At 68.7% G+C, this 24,525-nt stretch carries 22 protein-coding genes and 1 tRNA gene; 9 read left to right on the forward strand and 14 right to left on the reverse strand.

The features are described from left to right. Positions 1-24 precede the first annotated feature (24 nt). Together ABTZ59_RS11000 and clpB are read right to left on the reverse strand one after the other, a co-directional pair. A complete protein-coding gene (locus tag ABTZ59_RS11000) occupies positions 25-552 on the reverse strand; it encodes a type III secretion system chaperone family protein (RefSeq protein WP_249953146.1) in 528 nt (175 codons plus the stop codon). A gap of 161 nt (positions 553-713) precedes the next feature. Further along, positions 714-3,335 carry an ATP-dependent chaperone ClpB gene (gene clpB / locus ABTZ59_RS11005; RefSeq protein WP_351394106.1) on the reverse strand — a complete coding sequence of 874 codons (2,622 nt, stop codon included), beginning with the start codon at positions 3,333-3,335 and terminating at the stop codon, positions 714-716. A 166-nt stretch (positions 3,336-3,501) separates the two neighbouring features. Between clpB and ABTZ59_RS11010 the strand changes: the two genes are divergently transcribed. Next, positions 3,502-3,906: a pyridoxamine 5'-phosphate oxidase family protein gene (locus ABTZ59_RS11010; RefSeq protein WP_351394109.1), complete on the forward strand. Its 405-nt coding sequence runs from the start codon at positions 3,502-3,504 to the stop codon at positions 3,904-3,906. 179 nt (positions 3,907-4,085) lie between these two features. Here the strand turns inward: ABTZ59_RS11010 and ABTZ59_RS11015 are convergent, their stop codons facing one another. Beyond that, positions 4,086-4,406 carry a Rieske (2Fe-2S) protein gene (locus ABTZ59_RS11015; protein ID WP_030353182.1) on the reverse strand — a complete coding sequence of 107 codons (321 nt, stop codon included), beginning with the start codon at positions 4,404-4,406 and terminating at the stop codon, positions 4,086-4,088. After that, the gene (locus ABTZ59_RS11020) at positions 4,403-4,759 is read right to left on the reverse strand and encodes a hypothetical protein (RefSeq protein ID WP_351394111.1); all 357 of its coding nucleotides are present in this window, start codon (positions 4,757-4,759) and stop codon (positions 4,403-4,405) included. Before ABTZ59_RS11020 ends, ABTZ59_RS11015 begins: the two co-directional genes overlap by 4 nt. An 84-nt stretch (positions 4,760-4,843) precedes the next feature. On the opposite strand from ABTZ59_RS11020, the gene ABTZ59_RS11025 reads away from it, so the two are divergent. Together ABTZ59_RS11025 and ABTZ59_RS11030 are read left to right on the forward strand one after the other, a co-directional pair. Then, complete coding sequence (locus ABTZ59_RS11025) at positions 4,844-5,863, forward strand: helix-turn-helix transcriptional regulator (RefSeq protein WP_351394113.1); 1,020 nt, start codon at positions 4,844-4,846, stop codon at positions 5,861-5,863. A gap of 185 nt (positions 5,864-6,048) precedes the next feature. Next, complete coding sequence (locus tag ABTZ59_RS11030; protein ID WP_351394116.1) at positions 6,049-7,026, forward strand: LuxR C-terminal-related transcriptional regulator; 978 nt, start codon at positions 6,049-6,051, stop codon at positions 7,024-7,026. A 7-nt stretch (positions 7,027-7,033) separates the two neighbouring features. On the opposite strand, the gene ABTZ59_RS11035 is transcribed toward ABTZ59_RS11030, so the two are convergent. From ABTZ59_RS11035 to dnaK, 4 genes are read right to left on the reverse strand one after another with little or no spacing between them, the layout of a single operon-like run. Further along, complete coding sequence (locus ABTZ59_RS11035; protein ID WP_249953152.1) at positions 7,034-7,495, reverse strand: heat shock protein transcriptional repressor HspR; 462 nt, start codon at positions 7,493-7,495, stop codon at positions 7,034-7,036. 4 nt (positions 7,496-7,499) lie between these two features. Next, positions 7,500-8,687 (reverse strand): molecular chaperone DnaJ, encoded by a 1,188-nt coding sequence (gene dnaJ, locus ABTZ59_RS11040; protein WP_351394121.1) that lies wholly within the window; start codon positions 8,685-8,687, stop codon positions 7,500-7,502. A 45-nt stretch (positions 8,688-8,732) separates the two neighbouring features. Beyond that, positions 8,733-9,395, reverse strand: coding sequence for a nucleotide exchange factor GrpE (gene grpE, locus ABTZ59_RS11045; protein WP_351394124.1), 663 nt, complete (start codon positions 9,393-9,395; stop codon positions 8,733-8,735). Continuing rightward, a complete protein-coding gene (gene dnaK / locus ABTZ59_RS11050) occupies positions 9,392-11,251 on the reverse strand; it encodes a molecular chaperone DnaK (protein WP_351394127.1) in 1,860 nt (619 codons plus the stop codon). Before dnaK ends, grpE begins: the two co-directional genes overlap by 4 nt. 300 nt (positions 11,252-11,551) lie before the next feature. Here dnaK and ABTZ59_RS11055 point away from each other — a divergent pair, with 300 nt between their 5' ends. The 4 genes from ABTZ59_RS11055 to ABTZ59_RS11070 all read left to right on the forward strand — a co-directional run bounded on the left by ABTZ59_RS11055 (position 11,552) and on the right by ABTZ59_RS11070 (position 17,464). Continuing rightward, complete coding sequence (locus ABTZ59_RS11055) at positions 11,552-12,064, forward strand: sugar transferase (protein ID WP_351394130.1); 513 nt, start codon at positions 11,552-11,554, stop codon at positions 12,062-12,064. Positions 12,065-12,296: 232 nt separating this feature from the next. Continuing rightward, positions 12,297-14,648: a (Fe-S)-binding protein gene (locus tag ABTZ59_RS11060; RefSeq protein ID WP_351394133.1), complete on the forward strand. Its 2,352-nt coding sequence runs from the start codon at positions 12,297-12,299 to the stop codon at positions 14,646-14,648. A 281-nt stretch (positions 14,649-14,929) separates the two neighbouring features. Then, the gene (locus ABTZ59_RS11065) at positions 14,930-16,246 is read left to right on the forward strand and encodes an FG-GAP repeat domain-containing protein (protein WP_351394136.1); all 1,317 of its coding nucleotides are present in this window, start codon (positions 14,930-14,932) and stop codon (positions 16,244-16,246) included. Between the two features lie 147 nt (positions 16,247-16,393). Continuing rightward, complete coding sequence (locus tag ABTZ59_RS11070) at positions 16,394-17,464, forward strand: Yip1 family protein (RefSeq protein WP_351394139.1); 1,071 nt, start codon at positions 16,394-16,396, stop codon at positions 17,462-17,464. A 109-nt stretch (positions 17,465-17,573) separates the two neighbouring features. Here the strand turns inward: ABTZ59_RS11070 and ABTZ59_RS11075 are convergent, their stop codons facing one another. From ABTZ59_RS11075 to ABTZ59_RS11085, 3 genes are all read right to left on the reverse strand, one after another. Next, a complete protein-coding gene (locus tag ABTZ59_RS11075) occupies positions 17,574-18,071 on the reverse strand; it encodes a phosphoribosyltransferase (RefSeq protein ID WP_351394142.1) in 498 nt (165 codons plus the stop codon). A gap of 7 nt (positions 18,072-18,078) precedes the next feature. Beyond that, positions 18,079-18,654, reverse strand: a complete 576-nt coding sequence (gene dcd / locus ABTZ59_RS11080; protein ID WP_351394145.1) for a dCTP deaminase — start codon at positions 18,652-18,654, stop codon at positions 18,079-18,081. Between the two features lie 69 nt (positions 18,655-18,723). Beyond that, the gene (locus ABTZ59_RS11085; protein ID WP_351394148.1) at positions 18,724-18,906 is read right to left on the reverse strand and encodes a hypothetical protein; all 183 of its coding nucleotides are present in this window, start codon (positions 18,904-18,906) and stop codon (positions 18,724-18,726) included. Positions 18,907-19,147: 241 nt separating this feature from the next. On the opposite strand from ABTZ59_RS11085, the gene ABTZ59_RS11090 reads away from it, so the two are divergent. Then, positions 19,148-19,221, forward strand: a tRNA-Gly gene (locus tag ABTZ59_RS11090). Between the two features lie 287 nt (positions 19,222-19,508). Here ABTZ59_RS11090 and ABTZ59_RS11095 read toward each other — a convergent pair. The 3 genes from ABTZ59_RS11095 to ABTZ59_RS11105 form a co-directional block, all read right to left on the reverse strand. After that, positions 19,509-20,645, reverse strand: a complete 1,137-nt coding sequence (locus tag ABTZ59_RS11095) for an NHL repeat-containing protein (RefSeq protein WP_351394151.1) — start codon at positions 20,643-20,645, stop codon at positions 19,509-19,511. A gap of 1,192 nt (positions 20,646-21,837) precedes the next feature. Continuing rightward, entirely contained in the window at positions 21,838-22,176 is a 339-nt protein-coding gene (locus tag ABTZ59_RS11100) for a thioredoxin family protein (RefSeq protein WP_351394154.1), read from the reverse strand. An 80-nt stretch (positions 22,177-22,256) separates the two neighbouring features. Continuing rightward, positions 22,257-23,675 carry a DEAD/DEAH box helicase gene (locus ABTZ59_RS11105; protein WP_351394157.1) on the reverse strand — a complete coding sequence of 473 codons (1,419 nt, stop codon included), beginning with the start codon at positions 23,673-23,675 and terminating at the stop codon, positions 22,257-22,259. 497 nt (positions 23,676-24,172) lie between these two features. Here ABTZ59_RS11105 and ABTZ59_RS11110 point away from each other — a divergent pair, with 497 nt between their 5' ends. Further along, entirely contained in the window at positions 24,173-24,388 is a 216-nt protein-coding gene (locus tag ABTZ59_RS11110) for a DUF6243 family protein (protein WP_066943173.1), read from the forward strand. Positions 24,389-24,525 lie beyond the last annotated feature (137 nt).

Genomic DNA, 24,525 nt, shown 5'->3' on the forward strand with positions numbered 1-24,525 from the left:
CTCGTGCCGCGCGGTCCGCGTGGCTCAGGCGTCCTCGGGCTTCTCGTCGCCCGGCTCCAGGCCCAGCTGCTCGATGAGCCACTTGTCGAACTCGATCGACGCGCGCACCCAGCTGACCGTGGACGACACGAAGTGCTCCAGGCTGACCCCCATGCCGATCAGCATCTGGGCCTCGCCGATGAGCCGGACGGTGGGGGGACCGTCACCCTCCTCGTGGATGTGGGTGTAGACCTTGGGCCACAGGGTGCGGCGGTTCCAGTCGTCGATCGCGTCGAGGACCTTCGCCTTGTCCGTGATCGGGTGCGGCCGGTCGTAGAACGTCCGCACCGAGAAGACCTGCTGGTCCTCCTCGCCGCGGAACATGAAGTACGTACGGAATTCCTCCCACGGCGCCGCGAGGTCACCCTCGTCGTCGACGACGTACTTCAGCTCCATCTGTTCGAGGAGCTGCTTGACCAGGTCCTGGTCGGGGACGACGGGGCCCGCCGGTCCTGCACCCTGCGGTTGGGGCTGGCCCCCGAAATTCGGAATCGAGGACGGGTCGATGCTCACCGTGAATTTCCCTTCGTACGGTTCCTGCCATCCTCCCCCATAGCGGGGAGGCCCTGGCAACCCCGGCCCGCCGATCCGGCGAACAAGGCACCCGAGGCACCCGGGGCGCGCGAAGGGGCCGGTGCGCGATCACGCGCGTACCGGCCCCGCGTACCGGGCGCTCACAGCGTCTTGCCGGACTCCGTCCCCGCCGCCGCGGTCGTCGCCGCGCCCACGATCAGGCCGTCCTCGAAGCGGTCCACCCGGACCGTGTCGCCGTCCGTGACCTCGCCCGCGAGGATCTCCTTGGCCAGCCGGTCGCCGATCGCGGTCTGCACCAGACGGCGCAGTGGCCGGGCCCCATAGGCCGGATCGTTGCCCTCGTCGGCCAGCCATTCCAGCGCCGCGGGGGTGACGTCCAGGGTGAGCCGGCGCTCCGCGAGACGGCGGGCCAGCCGGTCGATCTGGAGCTTGGCGATATGGGCCAGTTCATCCCGTGAGAGGGCGGAGAAGACCACCAGATCGTCGAGACGGTTCAGGAACTCCGGCTTGAAGGAGGTCCGTACCACCTCCAGGACCTGCTGTTTCTTGGTCTCCTCCGAGGTGGTCGGCTCGACGAGGTACTGGCTGCCCAGGTTCGACGTCAGGACCAGGATGGTGTTACGGAAGTCCACCGTCCGCCCCTGGCCGTCGGTGAGCCGGCCGTCGTCCAGGACCTGGAGCAGCACATCGAAGACCTCGGGGTGGGCCTTCTCCACCTCGTCCAGCAGGACCACGGAGTACGGGCGCCTGCGCACGGCCTCGGTGAGCTGGCCGCCTTCCTCGTAGCCGACATAGCCGGGAGGCGCGCCGACGAGCCGCGCCACGGAGTGCTTCTCGCCGTACTCACTCATGTCGATACGGACCATGGCCCGCTCGTCGTCGAAGAGGAAGTCGGCGAGCGCCTTGGCCAGCTCGGTCTTGCCGACACCGGTCGGGCCCAGGAAGAGGAAGGAGCCGGTGGGGCGGTCGGGGTCGGCGATCCCGGCGCGGGTACGGCGTACCGCGTCGGACACGGCCTGGACCGCCTCGCTCTGGCCGATCAGCCGCCTGCCCAGCTCCTGCTCCATCCGCAGCAGCTTCTGTGTCTCGCCCTCCAGCAGCCGGCCGGCCGGGATTCCGGTCCAGGAGCCGACCACATCGGCGATGTCGTCCGGGCCGACCTCCTCCTTGACCATGGTGTCCTTGGCCGCCACCTGCTCGGCCTCGGCGGCCTCCTCCAGCTCGCGCTCCAGGCCGGGGATCTCGCCGTACAGCAGCTTGGAGGCGGTGTCGAAGTCGCCGTCGCGCTGGGCGCGCTCGGCCTGGCCGCGCAGGTCGTCCAGGCGTTCCTTCAGCTCACCGACGCGGTTGAGGCCCTGCTTCTCCTTCTCCCAGCGGGCGTTGAGGCCGCGCAGCTCCTCCTCGCGGTCGGCGAGATCGCGGCGGAGCTTCTCCAGCCGCTGCTTGGAGGCGGGGTCGGACTCGTTCTTGAGCGCCAGCTCCTCCATACGGAGGCGGTCGACGGAGCGCTGGAGTTCATCGATCTCGACGGGCGAGGAGTCGATCTCCATCCGGAGCCGGGAGGCCGCCTCGTCCACGAGGTCGATGGCCTTGTCCGGCAGGAAGCGCGAGGTGATGTAACGGTCGGAGAGCGCCGCGGCGGCGACCAGCGCCGCGTCCGCGATCTGCACCTTGTGGTGGGCCTCGTAACGGCCCTTGAGCCCGCGCAGGATCGCGATGGTGTCCTCGACGGTCGGCTCGGCGACCAGTACCTGCTGGAAGCGCCGCTCCAGCGCCGCGTCCTTCTCGATCCGCTCGCGGTACTCGTCCAGTGTGGTCGCGCCGACCATCCGCAGCTCGCCGCGGGCCAGCATCGGCTTGAGCATGTTCCCGGCGTCCATGGCGGAGTCGCCGCCGGCGCCCGCGCCCACGACGGTGTGCAGCTCGTCGATGAAGGTGATGATCTGGCCGTCGCTCGACCTGATCTCGGAGAGGACGGTCTTGAGCCGCTCCTCGAACTCGCCGCGGTACTTCGCGCCCGCCACCATCGCACCGAGGTCCAGCGAAACCAGCCGCTTGTTCTTCAGTGACTCCGGCACGTCGCCCTTGACAATGCGCTGCGCGAGCCCCTCGACAACGGCGGTCTTGCCGACGCCGGGCTCGCCGATCAGCACCGGATTGTTCTTCGTACGGCGTGACAGCACCTGCACCACACGCCGGATCTCCTGGTCCCGGCCGATGACCGGGTCGAGCTTGCCCTCGCGGGCGGCGGCCGTGAAATCGGTACCGAACTTCTCCAGGGCCTTGTACTGGCCCTCCGGGTCGGGTGTGGTCACCCGGCGCCCTCCCCTTGCCTTCTCGAACGCGTCAAGCAGTCTCTTGGCGCCCGCCCCCTGCTGGTCGAGCACCTCCCCGGCCTGGCCCCCCTTGGCGGCGACGCCGATCAGCAGGTGCTCGGTGGAGAGGTAGTCGTCCCCCAGCTCCTTGGCCCGCTGAGCCGCGTCGTTGATGACGGCGAGCAGCTCGCGGTTGGGCTGCGGGGGCGCGACCGTCGAACCGGTCACACTGGGCTGCGCGGCCAGCAGCCGCTCCGCCCCTGACCGTACCGCGACCTGGTCCGCCTCGACGGCGGCCAGCAGGTCGGTGACGTTCTCGTTGTCCTGGCCTTCAAGCAGCGCGAGCAGCAGATGCGCGGGGGTCAGATCGGGATGCCCGGCCGCCACGGCGCGGTTGGTGGCGGCATTGATCGCATCCCGGCTCTTGTTGGTCAGCTCGGCGTCCACGTACGCCCTCTCCTCTCCTGCACAGACCTCGGGTCTCCGTCCGACCCTGACACTGAGAACGTGCGCAAAGTTGAGTCTATTCCACTCAAGCCTGAAACGGGGCCGCGATTCGGGGCTTTCCGTGCCCCTGTCCAACCCGGGGCGCCTCCGGACCTAGGCTTCCGGCATGGCCCATGACGTACGCGATCCCAGCCCCGATTTTCTCGCCTTCTGGAGCGAGCGCCACGTATGCACCCTGACCACCCTGCGCCCGGACGGCAGCCCGCATGTGGTGCCGGTGGGCGTGACGTATGACCCGGCGGCCGGACTCGCCCGTGTCATCACCAACAAGAACAGCACGAAGGTCGCCAACATCCTGGCGGCGGGACCGGGGGGCGCGCGGGTGGCCGTGTGTCAGGTCAAGAAGGGCCACTGGGCGACGCTGGAGGGCCGCGCGACGGTCCGTACGGAGCCTGAGGTGGTCGCGGACGCCGAGAGCCGTTACGAGGAGCGCTACGAGCGCGCGCCGCGCCCCAACCCGGACCGGGTGGTCATCGAGATCGCCCTGGAACGGGCGCTCGGCCGCGTCTGACCGCGAGGGCCCTGGCAGGTCTTCGAAACGGACACGTCCTCGAAACCGACAGGTCCCCGAAACTGACAGGTCTTCGAAACGGACGCGGACAGCACAACGGCGCCATCGTGTTTCAGGTCCACGATGGCGCCGCTGTGTGGGGGAAGCGCCTGAGCGATTTACAACGACGGGGGAATCGCTCAGGCACTGCGGGGGGTGGCGATGGTGGTATTCGACCCGACCAGCTGGTGGTCACGCTGATCGAGGTTCACAAAGATCATGTCGTATCGGATGGCACACCGGACCGGCTGCGGAGCCCCCCGCGGCCTCCGAAGGCAGCGGTAGGCGCGGACGTCCTCGTCCTCCTCGCGTACGACGACGATCGGCTCTCCGAAGAGGGTGACCATCAACGAGTCGCCACGGTGAGGAATTGCGGTGACGAGATCGATGAAGTGCCAGCCCGACCGGTAGGCCGTGGCCATCTCGCGCCGGAAGACCCGGTCGTCCGGCGGGACAGTCATGCGCTGGTGTCGGCCGACGTGACGATCCAGCCGATGTCCTTTGGAGTTGCCTGAGGGGTCACCCAGCCGATGTCACCGGACCCCGAACTCACGGCAGTAGTTCCCGTAGCCTTCACGTTCCAGCCGATGTCACCCGACTCCACGGATCCGGCAGACGTTGTGTTCCACCCGATGTCGCCGGACTTCCACCCGATGTCGCCCGACTCCACACCCTGGGCGGCAGATCCGGCAGGCGTTGTGTTCCAGCCAATGTCCGCCCCAACAGCCAGCGCACCATAGGCCAGAGCCGCAGAGAAAGCAGTGACAACCACCGCGCGAAGCATTCTCTTGTACATAGTCGGCTTCGTCCTCACTTGATGGATTCCTCTCCCCCGCCATCTAGACGATGTCTCACCCGGACACGTCAACACCACCGGGACGAGGCATCATGTTCCTGTATGTTCAGGACCCTGGGGGGTGGAGCTTTGCTAGTAAACAACACAAAACAGACACATCCCCACGCTGTGACTGAGCTGTGTGATGACGGCAGACGGATTTACGCCAGCGCGTTGCGCTCCGGACGGATCGCTCGCAGCGAGGCCGCGGCGGCTCCCTGCCTCATGGAATTCCCTCTTCTCCACCCCGATCCCGACGATGCCGACTGGCTACGCCCAGTTCCGCCCTCCGCGGCCCTTGCCCAGCGTCTCCACCCCATCGAGCGCGAGATCCAGGAACGCCGGCACTTCGCCGTCGAACTGACCGACTCTTTCGAGCCGTTCATGACCATCAGCGCCCAGGATCCGCCCACCACACACGCGATCACCGTCCTGGAGGGCGACAGCCGGATCAACGCCGCGCTCGACCTCTCCACCGCCGAATGCCGGACGGAAGTACTCACCGTGCAGCCCGGCGGCGGACGCAGCGCGCATGTGCTCGCCCAGGCCCTGGAGCGGGGCCGTTCCGTGGTGGACCGCGGTGTCAGCATCCGCACCCTGTACCAGCACACCGTCCGGCACAGCCAGGGCACACTCGCCTACGCGGAGCGGCTGGCCGAGGGCAAGGTGGAGATACGGACGCTGGAAGAACTCATCGAGCGGCTCATCGTCTTCGACCGCACCGTCGCGTACATTCCGGCCCGTTCCGACCGGCAGGTCGCGCTGGAACTGCGCCACCCCGGACTCGTCGACTATCTCGCCCAGGTCTTCGAGCAGTTGTGGCGCCGCGCCACCCCGCTCACCGAACAGGTCTCCTACGAGCCCACGCCCTTCGGCATCACCGGCGTCCAGCGGTCCATCGCCAAGCTGCTCATCGAGGGGTACGTGGACGAGGCCATCGCCCGCCGCCTCGGCATGAACGTACGCACCTGCCGCGCGCACATAGCCAAACTCGCCACCACCCTCGGCAGCGGCAGCCGCGCCCAACTCGGATATCTCATCGCGCAGTCGGGAATCCTGGACCAGGGCACCGAGTCGGAGTAACCCAGGAATTGCCATTCAGCCGCCCCCGGCGACCCCGGCGAAGGGGCGCCTCAATTCCGTCCGGGCGCGCGATGTCGCCTTTCGATATCTTCCGTCACTCTCTGTAGAATGCGGGGCCGGTCCGCGCGGATCAAGCGAAAGATGCCTGCACTGATGTGCACTGCGGAAGCTCGCAGGAGGGACATATGAAATCCGACATAGCGCTGCACAACGAAGCATCGCTCGACATATCAGAGGAAACACACGCCCTGCTGCGCCGGCTCATTCGGGGCGAACAGGTCACGGGGACAGAACCCGGGCTCGCGGAACTGGCCGCGCTGGGCCTGGCGGTGCACAACCCGCATGACGACCGCTGGAGTTCAGCGGACCTGTGGCACGCGGAGCAGACCGCTCTGGCCGCGGAGCGCGCCGGCATCGCCCATCATCTTCAGCGCATGCACCGGCTGTCCGAGCTGCACCGCGAGATGAGAAATATCGAGCCGCCGAGCGGAAATGGCATCGAATTCCTCGACCGAATCGAGCTCGTCAACGCCGCCATCGTTCAGGCGACGAATTCCGCGACTTCACGGATCTGTACGGCGCATCCGCAGGACAGAAAGCTGGATACGCTGCGCAAGGCGCTCGTGGCCGATGTGGCGGTCCTCCAGCGAGGTGTCGGCTACCGCACTCTCTATCCGGACACCGCCCGCACCAGGCCCGGCGAGAAAGAATGGGCCACCGCGGCGAGCGGACACGGCGCGGAGATACGCACCCTCGCCACCGACTTCGAGCGCATGATCCTGGTGGACAACAAAGTCGCCGTGATCGCCGATCACCGGGGCGAACCGAACAGGGACGTCGCCTTCAAGGTGACCCACCCCGGCATGCTCGCCTTCTTCCACCATGTGTACGAGCAGCAGTGGGAACGGGCCGAGCCCTGGATGGGCGGCCGCTTCCGGCGGCGGGAACAGACGACCCTGACCACCAGCCGGTCCCGCCGCATCCTCAACAAGCTGCGGGAGGGGCGCGCGCTCAAGCAGATCGCGAGCGAACTCGGGGTCAGCCTGCGCACCGTCAACACCGACCTCAACAAGCTCTATGAGGCCGTGGGGGTCGACACGCTGTTCGCCCTCGGTGTGTGGTGGGGCTCCGAGGCGGCCGCGAAGGAACGCAGGCTGGACTGACGCGAGCTCAGTCCGTCGGCCGCTTGGGCCGCCACACCACCAGCGCGCTCGCCTGCTGCACATCCTGATACGGCACCAGATCCCGGCGGTACGAGGCATGCACCTGCGCCTCGCGCTGCCGCATCGCCGTCGCCGCGCCGTCCACCGCCGCCGAAAGCTCGGCGACCCGCGCCTGGAGCGCGGCGACCTGATTCTCCAGCTCGATGATCCGCTTGATACCGGCCAGATTGATGCCCTCGTCCTGCGACAACTGCTGCACCTGGCGCAGCAGCTCGATGTCACGGGCCGAGTAGCGGCGTCCCCTGCCCGCCGTGCGGTCCGGGGAGACCAGACCGAGGCGGTCGTACTGCCTGAGCGTCTGCGGGTGCAGCCCGGAGAGCTGTGCCGCCACCGAGATGACGTACACCGGCGTTTCCTCGGTCAGCTGATACGCCCGGGTGAACGATGAAGACTGCCGCCGCCCGTCCATGAGGTCATGCTCCCTTCGCCGCCTGGAACAGCTCCGCCCGCGGGTCCTCGGCCGCGGTCGCCTTCCGGTAGGCCTCCAGCGCGTCCCGCGCGGGCGCGTCGAGGTCCTTGGGGACGACGACCTCGACGGTGACCAGCAGGTCGCCACGGGTGCCGTCCTTGCGTACCGCGCCCTTGCCGCGGGCGCGCATCGTACGGCCGTTGGGTGTCCCCGCCGGAAGCTTGAGCGTGACCGCGGGACCGCCCAGGGTCGGCACCTTCACCTCGCCGCCGAGCGCCGCCTCCGTGAACGTGACGGGCACGGTGACCGTGAGGTTGTCGCCCTTGCGGCCGAAGACCGGATGGGCGTCGACATGCACGACGACATACAGGTCGCCGCCGGGGCCGCCGCGCTCGCCGGGAGCGCCCTTGCCGCGCAGCCTGATCCGCTGCCCGTCGCTGACGCCCGCCGGGATACGGACCTGCATGGTCCGGGAGGACCTGGCACGCCCACTGCCCTTGCAGACCTCGCACGGGTCCTGGGCGATCAGCCCGCGGCCCTTGCAGTCCACACAGGGGTCGGTCAGCGAGAAGCCGCCGCCGCTGCCGCGCGAGACCTGTCCCGTGCCCACACAGGTCGGACAGACCCGTGGGGTGCCGTTCTTGTCGCCGGTGCCCGAACACGCCTTGCAGGGCGCCTGGCTGGACATCCGCAGCGGGACCGTGGCCCCGTCGACCGCCTCGGTGAAGCTGAGCGTCACCTCGGACTCGATGTCCTGGCCGCGGCGCGGCTGCGTACGGGTCCCGGTGCCGCCCCGGTTGAAGAGCCCGCCGAAGACGTCCCCGAGCCCGCCGCCGAAGCCGCCGGCGCCGGGTCCGCCCTGGCTGCCCCCGGGGCCGCCGCCGAAGAGGTCCCCCAGGTCGAAGTTGAACGAGCCGTTGCCCCCGGCGCCGGGACCGGGCCGGAACCCGCCGTTGCCGAAGAGGGCGCGCGCCTCGTCGTACTCCTTGCGCCGCTTGGGATCCCCGAGGACGTCATTCGCCTCGGAGATCTCCTTGAAGCGCTCCTCGGCCTTGAGGTCGCCCTTGTTGGCGTCCGGGTGGAACTCGCGCGCGAGCTTTCGGTACGCCTTCTTGATCTCGGCCTCGGTGGCGTCCTTGGGGACGCCGAGAACCTTGTAGTAGTCCTTCTCCACGAAGTCCTTCGTGCTCATTCCCGACGTCCCTCCTCTCCGCCTGCTACCCCACTGCCCGCCGCGTCAGCCCTCGTCCGGGCCACCGCTCTCCTTGTCGTTGGCGGAATCCGCGCCCTCGTCCGCGGCCTTGGGCTGGGCCCCCGGCTGGGGCTCGGCCACCGCGACGCGGGCGGGTCTGATGGTCCGCTCGCCGAACCGGTACCCAGGCTGGAGGATCGCGACGCACGTCGTTTCCGTGACATCCGGCGCGTACGAGTGCATCAGGGCCTCATGAATCGTCGGATCGAAGGGCTCGCCCTCCGTACCGAACTGCTGGAGGCCCAGCTTCACCGTGACCGCTTCCAGCGACTCGGCCACCGACTTGAACCCACCGACCAGTTCCTCGTGGTCGCGCGCCCGGCCGATGTCGTCCAGGACCGGCAGCAGTTCGGTCAGCAGACTCGCGACAGCGATCTCCTTGACCGTGACCCGGTCCCGCTCCACCCGGCGCCGGTAGTTCTGGTACTCGGCCTGGAGCCGCTGGAGGTCAGCCGTGCGTTCGTTGAGTGCCGTACGGACCTGGTCCAGCTGCGCCGTCAAAGCGACTTCCTGTACGTCCCCGCCCGGGGCCGCCGGGCCCGACTCCGCTACGGAGTCGGACTCGGCGCCCTTCGACGCGGCATCTTCGGGGGTCGCGCCGGAGGGAACGTCGGGCTTCTCCTCAAAGCCCGGGGTCTCCTCCGTCACACCGCACCGTCCTTCTTGGGCTTCTCGTCGTCCACGATCTCGGCGTCGACGACATCGTCATCGGCCTTGGCCTGTCCGGCACCCGCACCGGCCTCGGCACCACCGGCGGCCGCACCGGACGCCTGGGCGTCGGCGTACATCGCCTGGCCGAGCTTCTGGGAGACGGCCGCGACCTTCTCCGTGGCGGTACGGATCTCGGCGGTGTCCTCGCCCTTGAGCTTCTCCTTCAGCTCGGCGATCGACGTCTCGACCTCGGCCTTGATGTCGCCGGGAACCTTGTCCTCGTTGTCCTTGAGGAACTTCTCCGTCTGGTAGACGAGCTGTTCGGCCTGGTTGCGGGTCTCCGCGGCCTCGCGGCGGCGGTGGTCCTCGTCCGCGTACTGCTCGGCCTCTTCACGCATCCGGTTGACCTCGTCCTTCGGCAGCGAGGAGCCGCCGGTGACGGTCATCTTCTGCTCCTTGCCGGTGCCGAGGTCCTTCGCGGCCACATGCATGATGCCGTTGGCGTCGATGTCGAAGGCGACCTCGATCTGCGGCACACCGCGCGGCGCGGGCGGCAGACCGGTCAGCTCGAACATCCCGAGCTTCTTGTTGTACGCCGCGATCTCGCGCTCGCCCTGGTAGACCTGGATCTGCACGGACGGCTGGTTGTCCTCGGCCGTCGTGAAGATCTCCGAACGCTTCGTCGGGATCGTCGTGTTGCGCTCGATCAGCTTGGTCATGATGCCGCCCTTGGTCTCGATACCGAGGGACAGCGGGGTGACGTCGAGGAGCAGGACGTCCTTGACCTCACCCTTCAGGACACCGGCCTGGAGCACGGCGCCGATGGCGACGACCTCGTCGGGGTTGACACCCTTGTTGGCCTCGCGGCCACCGGTCAGCTCCTTGACGAGCTCCGCGACGGCGGGCATACGCGTCGAACCGCCCACGAGCACCACGTGGTCGATCTCGGACAGCTGGATGCCGGCGTCCTTGATGACGTTGTGGAACGGGGTCTTGCAGCGGTCGAGCAGATCCGCGGTCAGCTGCTGGAACTGCGAGCGCGTGATCTTCTCGTCGAGGTGCAGCGGGCCCTCGGCGGACGCCGTGATGTACGGCAGGTTGATCGTGGTCTCGGACGAGGACGACAGCTCGATCTTCGCCTTCTCCGCGGCCTCGCGGAGACGCTGGAGAGCCATCTTGTCCTTGGAGAGGTCCACGCCGTGGCCGTTGGCGAACTGCTTCACCAGGAAGTCGACGAGACGCTGGTCCCAGTCGTCACCACCGAGGTGGTTGTCACCGTTGGTGGCCTTCACCTCGACGACGCCGTCACCGATCTCCAGCAGCGAGACGTCGAAGGTGCCGCCACCGAGGTCGAAGACCAGGATCGTCTGGTCGTCCTTGTCGAGCCCGTAGGCCAGCGCCGCCGCCGTCGGCTCGTTGACGATACGCAGCACATTGAGGCCCGCGATCTCGCCGGCCTCCTTGGTGGCCTGACGCTCGGAGTCGTTGAAGTACGCGGGGACGGTGATCACCGCGTCGGTGACCTTCTCGCCGAGGTACGACTCCGCGTCCCGCTTCAGCTTCTGCAGCACGAAGGCCGACATCTGCTGCGGGTTGAAGTCCTTGCCGTCGAGATTGATCTTCCAGTCGGTGCCCATGTGGCGCTTGACCGACCGGATGGTCCTGTCGACGTTCGTGACTGCCTGGCGCTTGGCGACCTCGCCGACGAGCACCTCGCCGTTCTTGGCGAAGGCGACGACGGACGGCGTGGTCCTGGCGCCTTCGGCGTTGGTGATGACGGTGGGCTCGCCGCCTTCGAGAACGCTGACGACGGAGTTAGTCGTGCCCAGGTCGATGCCGACCGCACGTGCCATTTCGATTCCTCCAGCTGACTTGAGTGGAACTGACTCAAGGATGCATGACAGATCCCTGGGAGTCAAAGGACCTGAGTCGATGGGACTCAACTATCGTGCGCCGCCCCCATCGCCGGGCGCCGCCGGACGCGCCTGAGGGGCCCGCCTGCCCGACCCCGGCACCCACACCATGCGATCGTTCCGTGGCAAAAGCATCAAAACAAACGAAACTGACGAAACTCGCGAAGCAATCGAAACTACCGCTGAACACAGCTGAATGTAATAGAGCACTTATAGCGAACAGAACGGTCAGGTGTGACCTTGAAGCGACGCCCCACGGCATGGCGCCCGCCCCACCTCCCGGAGCCCAAGCGCCTACTCGATCTGACCCTCGGCTCGGCCCTCCTGGTGCTGACCGCGCCCCTGCTCGGGTCGGCAGCCCTCGCCCTCGCGCTGTCCCGGCCGGCCGGGGGCGTTTTCGTACGCGACTACCGCACAGGACTCAACGGCCACCCCTTCCTGCTGAGTTCCCTGCGCACCCGCCTGTTCCGGCTCGACCTGCTCTCCCGGCTGCCCCACGTCGTACGCGGCGAGCTGTCCCTGGTGGGTCCCGCACCCCTGAAGACCGGCTGCCCCGCGGGGTCGGCGCCCTGGCGTCAGCGCGTACGGCCCGGCCTGACCGGCCTCGCGCAGGTACGGCGCCACTCGGGGCTGCCGTGGGACGAGACACCGTTGCTCGACCAGCACTACGTGGAACACCACTGGATCGGCCTGGACCTCGCGATCCTCGCCCGCACGCCCGGACGCGCGCTGCGGGCGGCCAGGTTTCCCTGAGGGTCGCCTGAGCGACGCAGATCACCGGCTCCGCCGCTACATTGCGGCTGGAGAAGTGGGTAACCTCAGCACGAAACGATTAAGTTACCGCTTAGTAAGCACCAGTGAGCAGCAACAGTCGACCGCACCAGTGGCTGGTGAGCAGCAGCGAGCCAGTCGCCCGCCCCCGTAACGCAGAAGCCCGTGGAAGAGTGGGCCGATCTCCCACCCTCGCAGGCCCGAGGAGCCCCCAATGCAACTCGCCGCGATCATCGTGTCGCTGGTACTCGCCGTCGTCGGTGTGGCGCTGTTCGGCCGAGCCATCGCGCAGATCTACCGCTTCGTACGGCTCGGCCAGCCCGTCCCCGCGGGCACCCGGACCGATGAGCCCGCCCAGCGCACCCTGACCGTGGCCAAGGAGTTCCTCGGCCACACCCGGATGAACCGCTGGGGCGTGGTCGGCGTCGCGCACTGGTTCGTCGCCATCGGCTTCTTCTCGCTCGTACTGACCCTGGTGAACGCCTTCGGGCAGCTCTTCAAGGCCGACTGGCTGCTGCCGGTCATCGGGAACTGGACGCCGTACGAGGTCTTCGTCGAGCTCATCGGCCTGCTCACGACGCTCGGCATCCTGACCCTGATCGTCATCCGGCAGCTCTCGCTTCCCAGCCGCGCCGGCCGCAAGTCCCGCTTCACGGGCTCCAACTTCGGCCAGGCGTACTTCGTCGAGGCCGTCATCCTCGTCATCGGCCTGGCGATCCTGGTCCTGCGCGGGCTGGAGGGCGCGCTGCACCACGTCGACTCGTACCAGGCGGCGTATCTGGTCTCGTACCCGCTGGTCGCGGCGTTCGACGGGCTCAGCCTCGGCACCCTCCAGAACCTGGTCTACCTGGTCGCGCTGATCAAGATCGCGACATCCTTCATCTGGATGATCACGGTCGCGCTCAAGACCGACATGGGCGTCGCCTGGCACCGTTTCCTCGCCTTCCCCAACATCTGGTTCAAGCGCGAGGCGGACGGCGGGACGGCCCTCGGCGCCCTTCAGCCGATGACGAGCGCGGGCAAGGAGATCGACTTCGAGGACCCGGGCGAGGACGATGTCTTCGGTGTCTCCCAGATCGAGCACTTCTCCTGGAAGGGCATCCTCGACTTCTCCACCTGTACGGAGTGCGGCCGCTGCCAGTCGCAGTGCCCGGCCTGGAACACGGGCAAGCCGCTCTCCCCGAAGCTCCTGATCATGTCGCTGCGCGACCACGCCCACGCCAAGGCGCCGTATCTGCTGGCCGGCGGCGGCAAGACGATGGAGGGCGAGGAGAAGGCCACCGAGGAGCAGCTGGCCGGAGTCCCCGCCGCGGCCCTCGCGGAGGCCGAACGCCCGCTGATCGGGACGCTGGAGCCCGGGTCCGACAGCGGCTTCGCCACCAGCGGCGTCATCGACCCGGACGTGCTGTGGTCCTGCACCACCTGCGGCGCGTGTGTGGAGCAGTGCCCGGTGGACATCGAGCATGTCGACCACATCGTCGACATGCGCCGCTACCAGGTGATGATCGAGAGCGCCTTCCCGAGCGAGGCCGGGACGATGCTCAAGAACCTGGAGAAGAAGGGCAATCCCTGGGGTCTGGCGAAGAAGCAGCGCCTGGAGTGGACCAAGGAGCTCGCGGCGGACACGGGCTTCGAGGTACCGGTCGTCGGCAAGGACGTCGAGGACCTGACCGAGGTCGACTACCTGTACTGGGTCGGCTGCGCGGGCGCGCTGGAGGACCGGGCCAAGAAGACCACCAAGGCCTTCGCGGAGCTGCTGCACATCGCGGGCGTCACGTTCGCGATCATGGGCGGCGACGAGAAGTGCACGGGTGACTCGGCCCGCCGCCTGGGCAACGAGCCGCTGTTCCAGCAGCTCGGCCAGGAGAACGTCGCGATGCTGAACATGGCGTACGGGGAGGACGATGACGACGCCTCGACGAAGAAGCCGAAGTCGTCGAAGAAGATCGTCGCGACCTGCCCGCACTGCTTCAACACGATCGCGAACGAGTACCCGCAGCTCGGCGGCGAGTACGAGGTCATCCACCACACGCAGTTGCTCCAGCACCTCGTGGACGAGGGCAAGCTGGTCCCGGTCACACCGGTCGAGGGTCTGATCACGTACCACGACCCCTGCTACCTGGGCCGGCACAACAAGATCTACACGCCGCCGCGCGAGATCATCGCGAAGGTGCCCGGTCTGCGGAACGAGGAGATGCACCGCCACAAGGAGCGCGGCTTCTGCTGTGGCGCGGGGGGCGCGCGGATGTGGATGGAGGAGCGGATCGGCAAGCGCGTCAACGACGAGCGGGTCGACGAGGCCCTTTCGCTGAACCCGGACATCGTGTCGACGGCCTGCCCGTTCTGTCTGGTGATGCTCACCGACTCGGTCAACGGCAAGAAGGCGTCCAACGGCGGCTCCGCCGAGGGCTCCGCCGGTGGCTCCGGGCGGGCGAAGGAGTCCCTCCAGGTCGTGGACGTGGCGCAGTTGCTGCTCGACTCGGTGCGGACGCCGGCGGGACCGGAGGGCTCGGAGGAGCGGGAGAGCGCTCCGGATCCGGACCCGGAGCCTCAGCCGGTGAAGTAGAGGAACGAGTAAGCACAAGCAGGAGTGCACGAGCAGGAGTGCACGAGTAGGAGTGGAGGAGCGGCCGGATCTGCCTCGGGGCGGGTCCGGCCGCTCGGTGTGTGGTGCGTGGTCCTGGACCGTGGGGATTCGGCTCCGATTCGGGCCGCTGAACGGGCGGGGACTGGGGCACCATGTGACGACTGAGGCCGGCGAGAGGGACCGGGCAGGCGGAGGACGGCGGGTGCATGGGCGATGGGTGGACGGGTCGACGGGTCGACGGGTCGACGGGTGAGCGGGACATGCGCATACGCGTGACAGCGAAGGCGGCTCCCGGGGCCGCGGTGAGGCGCGGACGCGAACGCGGGCGTGGAGGCGGGCGCGAACGCGGGCATGGACGCAGGCGCGGGCGTGGGTTCCGTACGGCCGCGTGCGCGGCGGTGTGCGCGGCCGTCTGTACGGCGCTGCTGCTGACGGGTTGCACCGCCTTCTCGGGCCCGGACGGAGGCGGCGGCCAGGACGGGAGCAAGGGCACGACGGCCGACAAGAACGGCGACACCGAGCCCCTCTCCGGCCGCTCCGGCGCCCCTCGTCGTCCCGTACCGCGCGGCAAGGGCAGCCGTGTCCCCGACGACTTCAACGGTGACGGCCACCCTGACCTCGTACTGAACGACCTGGTCAAGGCCCCGGGCGACACCTACGGCGATGATGCGGGCATCGGGATCGTGTACGGCACCGGCACGGCCCGCGGTGTTGATCCGGCCGTGCGCCAGCTCCTCAGCCCCCGGGAACACGGCGCCCGTGTCGACGGCGTGCTGCCCTCGGCGTTCGACGCCGAGGCCGCGTGCGATCTGGACGGCGACGGGTTCGGGGACCTGATCGTCACCACGGACCCGCCGTACGACGGGATCGGAGCCCCGCCCGTGCCGCTCCAGATCCTCTTCGGCGGTCCCGATGGCCTCGGGGCGGGCGGTGGCGGTGATGACGGCAGGGGCGGTGACGGTGATGGCGGCGCGGGCGGTGATCGTGGCAGGGCGGTTGTCCTCCGGATCCCCGCCAAGGCCCGCGCCGGAGACGAGTGGCCCGACCACCCCGTCTGCGGCGACTTCGACGGCGACGGCGAGATGGACCTCGCGGTGACCGCGAGCGCGGGCCAGGTGAGCTATCTCCGGGGCCCCTTCAGCCGCACCGGCGCCCCACGCGCCGCCTCCGCGCCGATCCCGGGCGGCGGCCCGGTCCTCGAAGCGCCCACGCCCAAGGCCGATGTCAACGGTGACGGCTACGACGACCTCGTCCACCTGGCCCGGGCCCGCGCCCCGGGCCGCGCCGCGACGGGCGAGCTGCTGCTCGGCGGCCCGGAGGGGCCGGGGCGCGCGGGAGGCGCGTACCGCTTCAAGGCCGTACGGTTCCCGACCGCGCCCCGGCTCCCGTCGGGGTCCGGCCGGGCCGTGACGGAACTCCTCGCCTCGGCCGACTTCACCGGGGACGGGCGCGGGGACGGGCGCCAGGATCTGGTGACCCGCACCCACCGGGGCGAGCGTACGGATCTGATCGCGCTGTACGCGTCGGGAGCCGACCGGCCCGTGATCACGTTCAGTACATCGATCTTCCTCGGATAGGGCCGGGGGGTGGCGAGAGGTCCCCGGCGGCCAAGGGGGGCTGTCCCCACGGGGTTCCCTTAGGGGATGTCACAGCTCGGCCGCAAAGGACCCCCCGTTACGCCACCTCAGCTACCCGACCCGCCCGGACCGGGTACGTTCGATCGCGTGGCTGGATTCAGGATCGGACGCGGCCGGGACAACCGCACCCCGCAACAACAACCGCAGCGGCAGCAGCAACAGCCGTACGGACGGCAGGCGCCGCCCCCGGGTTACGGAGGCGGGCACCAGGCCGCGCCCCCGTACGGCAGACAGCAGTGGCCTCCCGCCAGCGGCGGCGCACCGAACGGATACGGCGGTGGCGGGCATGGCGGTGGCGGGCACGGCGGTGGCGGGCACGGCGGTGGCGGGCACGGCGGTGGCGGGCACGGCGGTGGTCATGGCGAACCGGAGTACTTCGGCGACGCGTACGGCCAGCAGGGACAGCCGGGCCCGTACGACCCGCACGGTCCGCACGGTTCGCAGGGCGCACGCGGGCAGCACGGGCCGTATGGCCACCCCCCGCAGGGCGGACACGGCGGCCGGCCCGGCGACCCGTACGCCAACGACCCCGGTCACACCCAGGCTTTCAGCGTCAACGACGACCCCTACGGCCACGGGACCCCGTACCGCGCCGGCGCGGCCGCGGCCCCCGCGGGCCCCCGGCTGCACTGGAAGGAACTGCTGAGCGGCGTCGTACTGCGCCCCTCCGAGACGTTCCTGCGGATGCGCGACTACCCGGTCTGGGGCCCTGCCCTGATCGTGACGTTCGTCTACGGCCTGCTGGCGATCTTCGGCTTCGACACGGCCCGCGAGGACGCGATCAACGCGACCCTCTCCACGGCCATTCCGTACGTACTGACCACCGGCATCGCCTTCGTCTTCGGTGGCCTGATCCTCGGCGCGGTGACCCACACGCTCGCGCGCCAGCTCGGCGGCGACGGCGCCTGGCAGCCGACCGTGGGCCTGTCCATGCTGATCATGTCGATCACGGACGCCCCGCGCCTGGTCTTCGCGCTCTTCCTCGGCGGGGAGAACTCGCTGGTGCAGGTGCTCGGCTGGCTCACCTGGATCGGGGCGGGCGCGCTGTTCACGGTCATGGTCAGCAAGTCGCACGACCTGCCCTGGCCGAAGGCGCTGGGCGCGTCGGCGATCCAGCTGATCGCGCTGCTGTCACTGCTGAAACTGGGCACGCTGTAGCGGACCCCGGCCACCACGGCCACCACGCACCCGGAAGGGGCCCGGATCTCCTGCCAGGAGAATCACCGGGCCCCTTCGGCGTACTACGGGTACGCGCCGTGTCAGCGCGTCAGGCGTCCAGAACCTGCCCGCCGCGGCGGACGACGGGCTGCTCGACGCTCCAGGGAAAGTTGATCCAGTCGTCGGTGCGCTTCCACACGTACTCGCACTTCACCAGGGACTGGGTCTTCTCGTAGATGACGGCGCTGCGCACCTCGGCGACATGGTCTATGCAGAAGTCGTGCACCAGCTTCAGCGTCTTGCCGGTGTCGGCGACATCGTCCGCGATGAGGACCTTCTTGTTGGAGAAGTCGATCACGTTGGGAACGGGCGCGAGCATGACGGGCATCGCGAGGGTGGTCCCGACCCCGGTATAGAACTCGACATTGACCAGATGGATGTTCTTGCAGTCCAGGGCATACGCGAGCCCACCGGCGACGAACACACCACCGCGCGCGATGCTCAGCACGACATCGGGCTCGTACCCGTCGTCGGCGATCGTCTGCGCCAGCTCGCGGACGGCGCGGCCGAACTTCTCGTACGTGAGGTTCTCTCGGGTCTCGGTCATTCCCGTATCACACCTGTGTCCGATGGAAATTGAGATACGAGCGGGAGGCGGTCGGCCCCCGCTGTCCCTGGTAACGCGAGCCGTACCTCTCCGAGCCGTACGGGAACTCCGCCGGCGAACTGAGCCGGAAAAGACACAGCTGCCCGATCTTCATGCCGGGCCAGAGCTTGATCGGGAGGGTCGCCATATTCGAGAGTTCGAGCGTGACATGCCCGGAGAAACCGGGATCGATAAAGCCCGCGGTCGAATGCGTCACCAGCCCGAGGCGGCCGAGGCTGGACTTCCCCTCCAGCCGGGAGGCGATGTCGTCGGGAAGCGAGATGACCTCGTACGTCGACGCGAGCACGAACTCCCCGGGGTGCAGAATGAACGGCTCGTCCCCGTCCGGCTCGACGGTGCGCGTCAGATCGACCTGCTCGACGGCGGGATCGATATGCGGATAGCGGTGATTCTCGAACACCCGGAAGAACCGGTCGAGCCGCACATCGATGCTGGAGGGCTGCACCATCGACACGTCATACGGTTCGAGGCGCACACGTCCGGATTCGAGCTCGGCCCGGATGTCCTTGTCTGAGAGAAGCACGCCCCGAGGATACGCAGAGCGCGCGAGCCCGCCCCAATCGGGCAGCCCCGCGCGCCTGAGCCACTACGGTCAGTGCCGCTCCACCACCGCGGCCTCCACGGGCACGGCATGCCGCAACCGCGCACACCGCGGACACCGGATGAGCCGCCCGGGACCGATCCGTCCGGAATCGAGCTGCTGCATCGGAAACGTGGCGGTACTGAACACATGCCCTTCGGCACAGCGGACGACGGTGCGCTCCATCAAGTCCATCAGGTCCCTTCCCCAACAAACGCGGACGAAAGCCCACACTAGGGGATGAACGAAACCCACCCGCCAACGGCACTCCGCCCCGACCCTACGCCCCAACTCCCGCCCGCCACCCCCACATCCACCCCACAACCGCGCCCGCTCCCTGCCACCCGGAACGCGAGGGGCCCCACGACGCAATACGCCCGGGGCCCGCGATGAGGTAGAGTGTCCGACGATGCGCAGCCGATCACCGGCTCGCCTCGCGGGTGTAGTTTAATGGTAGAACATGAGCTTCCCAAGCTCAGAGCGCGAGTTCGATTCTCGTCACCCGCTCCACGACGAAGGCCCAAGTCATCGACTTGGGCCTCCTTTGTTGTCTCCTGCCTAGGCGTCTCGTCCCCGTTCCGTGCCCGGTGCCCGGTGCCCGGTGCCCGGTGCCCGGTGCCCGATCGTCCGAGCTGGCCTCAACCTGCTTGGACTTCTCGCGCTCCGAACGTACGCGAGCGTCGATCGCCTCGGCGACCTCTGTCTCGGGGTGCGCGGTCAGCCCCTCCCTGGTCCGAGCCGGAAGCACTGACTGCCTGTGCTTGTACAGGGCCGGATCAGCCCCCCGTGCAAGCGGTTCAAGATCGGCTCAGCAGGTTCAGCGTGTTGGTTGCGTCGTCGACAAAGTAGACCCGGTCGGGGTTTTCCGCGATCGCGAGCCCGAACAGCGCGCCCGCTCCCGGCGGCGTACCGCTGCTGTCGAGCCTGCGCACCGCCACCTGGGCGCCGTCCGGGGTGGTCTCGACGATTTTGCCGTCACCGGCGTTGACGGTGAGGATGTGGCCGTTCGGAGCGATTGCCAACCCGAGCGGGCCGTTGAGGTGCTGGTTGGTGGTGACCACTCGGCCGGGGCCGTCGCTGGTGTCCCGCTTCAGCGCGTCCGGGATCGCGGTGATGCGGTTGTTCTCGGTGTCCGCCACGTAGAGCGTCCCGTCCCGCAGGCCGACACCCGTCGGCCCGATCACGAGGGCCGCCGGGTCGGTCTTCTGGGCGAAACCCGAGCCGATCACGGTCGTGGCCACACGGGTCGGCGGCCGGTCGTCGTGGCGGTGCAGGGTGATCCGCAGCACGGTGCCCCGCCGCACGACGTCGCCGCCGGCGGCGACCGTACCGTTGAGCACGTTGGTGACGAACAGATCAGTCTTGTCGCCGTGGCTTGTCGCGGTCATGTCCCAGGGACCGTTGATCCCCTTGCCGCTGAGGGTCTCGCGGACCTTGCCATGCTTGTCCAGCACGATCAGGCACCCGGCCTTCGCCGTGGCGGACGTGCCGTCGGCCGTGGGCAGGCTCCCCACCACCACCCAGCCGCCCGGCAGGATGGACAGTGCGGTCGTCAGCCCCACGCCCCCCGGGCACGGTCCTGGCAGCTTGCTCGGGTTGATCTGAGCGAACAGTCTGGTCTCGCCCTCGGGACTGATCTGCACGAGCGTGGTCCCCGTGCCCTGCTGGTTCGCGGCGTTGTTGAAATTGCTGACCAGCACGTCGCCGCGCCGCAGGTCACCAGTGCTCTTCTTGACCAGGGCGGTGCCGTACGGGTTCAGGTCACCGTTGGCCGGAACCGTCGACGCGACGGTGGAGACGGTGTGCAGCGGCCCGAGGAACGGCTTCCCGTCCCCGCCCACCGGCGCGGCGGATGCCGTCTGGCCCACCGTCACGATCACTGTCGCTGCGGTGATGGCCACCGCTGCGAGACGCGAACCGAAATCAAGCCTCATCAGAGTCCTACCTCCTCAGCGTCGTGGGGCCGTCCTGCGGCCTCATCGACGGTCACAGAGAGTTGCCGGTCATCACATAAACGAACCCCGTGGCGCAGTGCACGTCAAAGAGAGCCGGATGTGTGCCCCGGGCCGCCGATCGAGGCAGGCCGCCGGTGCGCCGGAGTGATGGCCGAATGTCCGTGACGAGACTGTCTGCGGGGTAGAGGGGCGTGAGGTCGGATCACTACGCATGTCGGCCGGCTCCCACAGACAGTGGAAACCAGGGCCCACCGGCCGCCGGGGGCTCAGAGCCCTTGACGCTGTCTTTTTCGGGGGCGGGCTTTCTCGTTGCGCTCGGAGTTGACCGCAACCCTGACGGCAACTGCGGCACACAAACGCCCATGCGTGCCAACCTCGGCAGCCGGAACGGGAGGGTCATCGGCCCCTGTCGCAGCGCGCCACCCGATCTCACGGATCAGAAGGCCCTGTCATCCCCGTGCCACATCCGTGCCCGACGGGGCGGTAATCCGCATCAACAGCGGGCGCCAGACCGAGCCCAAGGGTTTGCGCGAACGCCCTTTACCGCAGCTCAGAGGGCTGCCGATGTAACAAGGAGCGGTGATTCCCAAGCTCAGAGCGCGAGTTCGATTCTCGTCACCCGTTCCAAAGAAAAGCCCCAGGCCAGCGGCCCGGGGGTTGTTTATCGTCTAGTCCAATTCGAAGACCACGCACCACTTGTGCACAACATCTGGCGGTCAATCGGTGCAGCGACACGAGTCTCGGCGACCTGCCGAGTATCGTCGTCTGAAATCGCCGTTCTCCTGCGGGTACAGATAGGGATGCTCCCCCGCACCAAGTACCGGCGCCGACAATCAGCAACCGGAAGTTGGGGTCACTCAGGCCCGTCCGCTACCGAACTTGAACTCTTGATGTCGGTTGAATCGTGGTGAGGTCCTGATTCGAGAGAGCTGGACGCCGGCGTTCCGTGATCACGGGGGTGGCTCATCCACCGACGCGCGGCGCCCAGGTTCACTTCGATCTCGTCGTTCGATGAGCAGACTTCCAGCCATGACGGGTAGCCGCCTTGCGCGAGCACCAGGACCTCACCGGGGCACTCGCCGGTTTCGGTGAAGAGTCGTACATCTGCGGCCACGATGGTGCCCGGGCCGGTCGCTGCGGGCGCAGCCTCGCCGGCCGGTATGCGGCCTGCTCACAGGTGGGCGTCCAGGAACTCCCCGAGCGCTGTCCTGGACATCGGACCGCTCCCGGCCCCGATCGCCTCGCCCCGATCGATCAGCACGAAAGAGGGCGCGCCGGTGACGCCGTACCGTCGTACGGGGCCGGGGCACCTTGCGATGTCGGCCCGCATGACGATCAGTCGGCCCTCGTAGGCGTCGGCCACCTCCCGCACCAGGGGATCCATTTCCTTGCATGCTGCCGCGGCCTTGGGCCACACCCCGTGGAAGTACGCGAGCACCAGCACGTCCGCCCTCGTCAGGATGAACTCGAACTCGGCTTCCTCGTGGGGTCGTTGGACCCTGTTCGCCATCGTCACTCCTTGACGCTCCACTCGATGCGAGGCAGTGGGTGCCTCCTTGTGTCTCCCGACCGCGACGGCCGTACCGCCCGTCAGTGGGCCCTGCGCGCTCGGGCGGCCTTGCGGGCCTCCGCCATCGTGCGCGCCTCCGCGGCCTTGCGGGATTCCTTCGGCGGGCGGCCCGCGCGGGTACCCAGACCCCGGAACGCCGCGTTGCCGGTCTTCGCCCCGTCCTGCACCGGCGGGCGCTTCGCGCCTGTGATGCTGGTCAGCCTCTCCTCGCCGGAGCGAACCTGAGCGACCGTGGGCCGGATCCCGGCATCCGACATCATCCGGTTCACGTCCCGGCGCTGGCCGGGCGTGACCAGCGTGACCACGCTGCCGGACTCCCCGGCACGCGCGGTGCGCCCGCCGCGGTGGAGGTAGTCCTTGGGGTCGGAGGGCGGATCCACGTTGACGACAAGGTCCAGGTGCTCGACGTGGATGCCACGGGCAGCAACGTTGGTGGCCACCAGCACCGTGATCTCCCCGTCCTTGAACTGGGCCAGCGTGTGCGTGCGCTGCGGCTGCGACCTCCCGCTGTGCAGAGCACCCGCCTGTATGCCGCTGCTCCGCAAGTGGCGGGTGAACTGGTCCACACCGTGCTTGGTGTCCAGGAACATCAGCACCCGCCGGTCCCGGGCCGCGATCTCGGTGGCTGTCGCGTACTTGTCGGCGGGATGGACGTTCAGTACGTGGTGGTCCATCGTCGCGACCGAGCTCTCCGCCCGATCGACCGCGGCGAACACCGGCTCACTCAGATATTGCCTGACCAGTTGATCGACGTTGCGGTCGAGCGTCGCGGAGAACAGCATTCGCTGCCCGCCGGGGGGCATCCGGTCCAGGGTCTCCGAGACCTGCGGCAGGAAACCCATGTCGCACATCTGGTCCGCCTCGTCCAGCACCGCGATCCGCACCCGGTCCAGGTGACAGTCCCGCCGGGCGACGAGATCGGCCAGCCGTCCCGGCGTCGCCACCACGACCTCGGCGCCCGCCCGGAGCGCCGCCACCTGTCGGCCGATCGCCAGCCCGCCGACCACAGTCACCGAGCGTAGCCCGAGCGCCTCCGCGTAGGGAGCCAGCGCCTCGCTCACCTGCTGCGCGAGTTCCCTTGTCGGCACCAGGACCAGCGCGAGAGGGCGCTTCGGTTCGGCGCACCGGCCCGCCGTACGTGCGAGGAGCGCAAGCCCGAAGGCGAGGGTCTTTCCCGAGCCGGTCCGCGCGCGGCCGAGGACATCCCGGCCGGCCAGCGCGCTCGGCAGGGTGGCCGCCTGGATCGGGAATGGCTCCCGTATCCCGAGCCCCGCCAGCACCCCCATCAGCTCGACCGGCAGTTCCAGCTCCGCGAAGGAGCCGGTCGACGGGAGGCCAGGCGCCGGTGACCCCGGCACCGAGAGCTCGCCCCGCGGGGCCCTCCCCTGGTCGGACCTGTCGGGTCCGGAGCGACCGGAGGCCGACTGCTTCGCCTTCATTGGAGGTTCCTCGTTTCGGCGCCCTGAACGGACCTGGGCCCGTACCTTGTCCGGCACGGGCCCAGCCTCTCTGCAAGCGTGACCCAACCTTACCAGCGCGGGCCTCGCGCCGGCCGTCCCGCGGCCCGGCCGGGCACCCGCCCCGGGGATCGTCACGCGCTGAAGGCCGGTAACCTCCTCGACATCCGGGATGCTCTTGCCGAGCGGTACGAGGGTTCCTGCCGTAGGTGTCCGGGCGCTGGACGCGGTTGCCCCGCGGCTGGAGACCATGGCGGGCACGGTCGTGGCGCGGGCGATCGGGGAGTTCGGGATCGAAGTCTCACGCTTGCACTGATACATGACCAGCATGTCCGTGCACGGCGCATACTCGGCCGAAGGCCAGGACGCCGATTTACGAGTGAGAGCGTGATGGGCCCCTGCTGACGTCCCTCGGCGTCGCCGCGCCCGTCCCCCACCGATGAATCCGTAGATCACTTCACATCATTGCGGGAGTACCTATGACCGTGAGCAAGAACATCAATAATCCTGTGGGCATGGGCGGGGGCCAGCGCAAGAGGCTGTCCCGCGCCGAACGGCAGAATAATGGTCCGCACCGCAACCTCGACCGCAAGGGCGCCGCCGACCGGAAGGCGGAGCTGGTGCGCAAGATCCGCGAGAAGGCAGGCGCAGCCGAGGGCGCCGGGCAGACGGGCGACGACACCGCACAGAGCTGACGCACCACTGTCGCGGGGCGGCACCGCACGGGGCAGGGCCAGGGCCGCGACGCACGGTCCGGGCCCCGCTGCCGTACCGAACGCGGCCGCTCCCGCTCAGCTTTCGGCCGACCACCAGCGTCTCAGCTGACCACCCG

The sequence above is a fragment of the Streptomyces sp. NPDC094034 genome, assembly GCF_040303865.1.
Taxonomy (GTDB): domain Bacteria; phylum Actinomycetota; class Actinomycetes; order Streptomycetales; family Streptomycetaceae; genus Streptomyces.

Coding starts and splice junctions, on each gene's coding strand:
- ABTZ59_RS11065 (WP_351394136.1), top strand. CDS start 14,930: ATGCGCATACGCGTGACAGCGAAGGCGGCTCCCGGGGCCGCGGTGAGG.
- ABTZ59_RS11060 (WP_351394133.1), top strand. CDS start 12,297: ATGCAACTCGCCGCGATCATCGTGTCGCTGGTACTCGCCGTCGTCGGT.
- ABTZ59_RS11030 (WP_351394116.1), top strand. CDS start 6,049: ATGAAATCCGACATAGCGCTGCACAACGAAGCATCGCTCGACATATCA.
- ABTZ59_RS11035 (WP_249953152.1), bottom strand. CDS start 7,495: ATGGACGGGCGGCGGCAGTCTTCATCGTTCACCCGGGCGTATCAGCTG.
- dnaJ (WP_351394121.1), bottom strand. CDS start 8,687: ATGAGCACGAAGGACTTCGTGGAGAAGGACTACTACAAGGTTCTCGGC.
- ABTZ59_RS11095 (WP_351394151.1), bottom strand. CDS start 20,645: ATGAGGCTTGATTTCGGTTCGCGTCTCGCAGCGGTGGCCATCACCGCA.
- ABTZ59_RS11010 (WP_351394109.1), top strand. CDS start 3,502: ATGGCCCATGACGTACGCGATCCCAGCCCCGATTTTCTCGCCTTCTGG.
- ABTZ59_RS11105 (WP_351394157.1), bottom strand. CDS start 23,675: ATGAAGGCGAAGCAGTCGGCCTCCGGTCGCTCCGGACCCGACAGGTCC.
- ABTZ59_RS11015 (WP_030353182.1), bottom strand. CDS start 4,406: ATGACTGTCCCGCCGGACGACCGGGTCTTCCGGCGCGAGATGGCCACG.
- ABTZ59_RS11100 (WP_351394154.1), bottom strand. CDS start 22,176: ATGGCGAACAGGGTCCAACGACCCCACGAGGAAGCCGAGTTCGAGTTC.
- ABTZ59_RS11075 (WP_351394142.1), bottom strand. CDS start 18,071: ATGACCGAGACCCGAGAGAACCTCACGTACGAGAAGTTCGGCCGCGCC.
- ABTZ59_RS11110 (WP_066943173.1), top strand. CDS start 24,173: ATGACCGTGAGCAAGAACATCAATAATCCTGTGGGCATGGGCGGGGGC.
- dnaK (WP_351394127.1), bottom strand. CDS start 11,251: ATGGCACGTGCGGTCGGCATCGACCTGGGCACGACTAACTCCGTCGTC.
- ABTZ59_RS11025 (WP_351394113.1), top strand. CDS start 4,844: ATGTTCAGGACCCTGGGGGGTGGAGCTTTGCTAGTAAACAACACAAAA.
- ABTZ59_RS11085 (WP_351394148.1), bottom strand. CDS start 18,906: ATGGACTTGATGGAGCGCACCGTCGTCCGCTGTGCCGAAGGGCATGTG.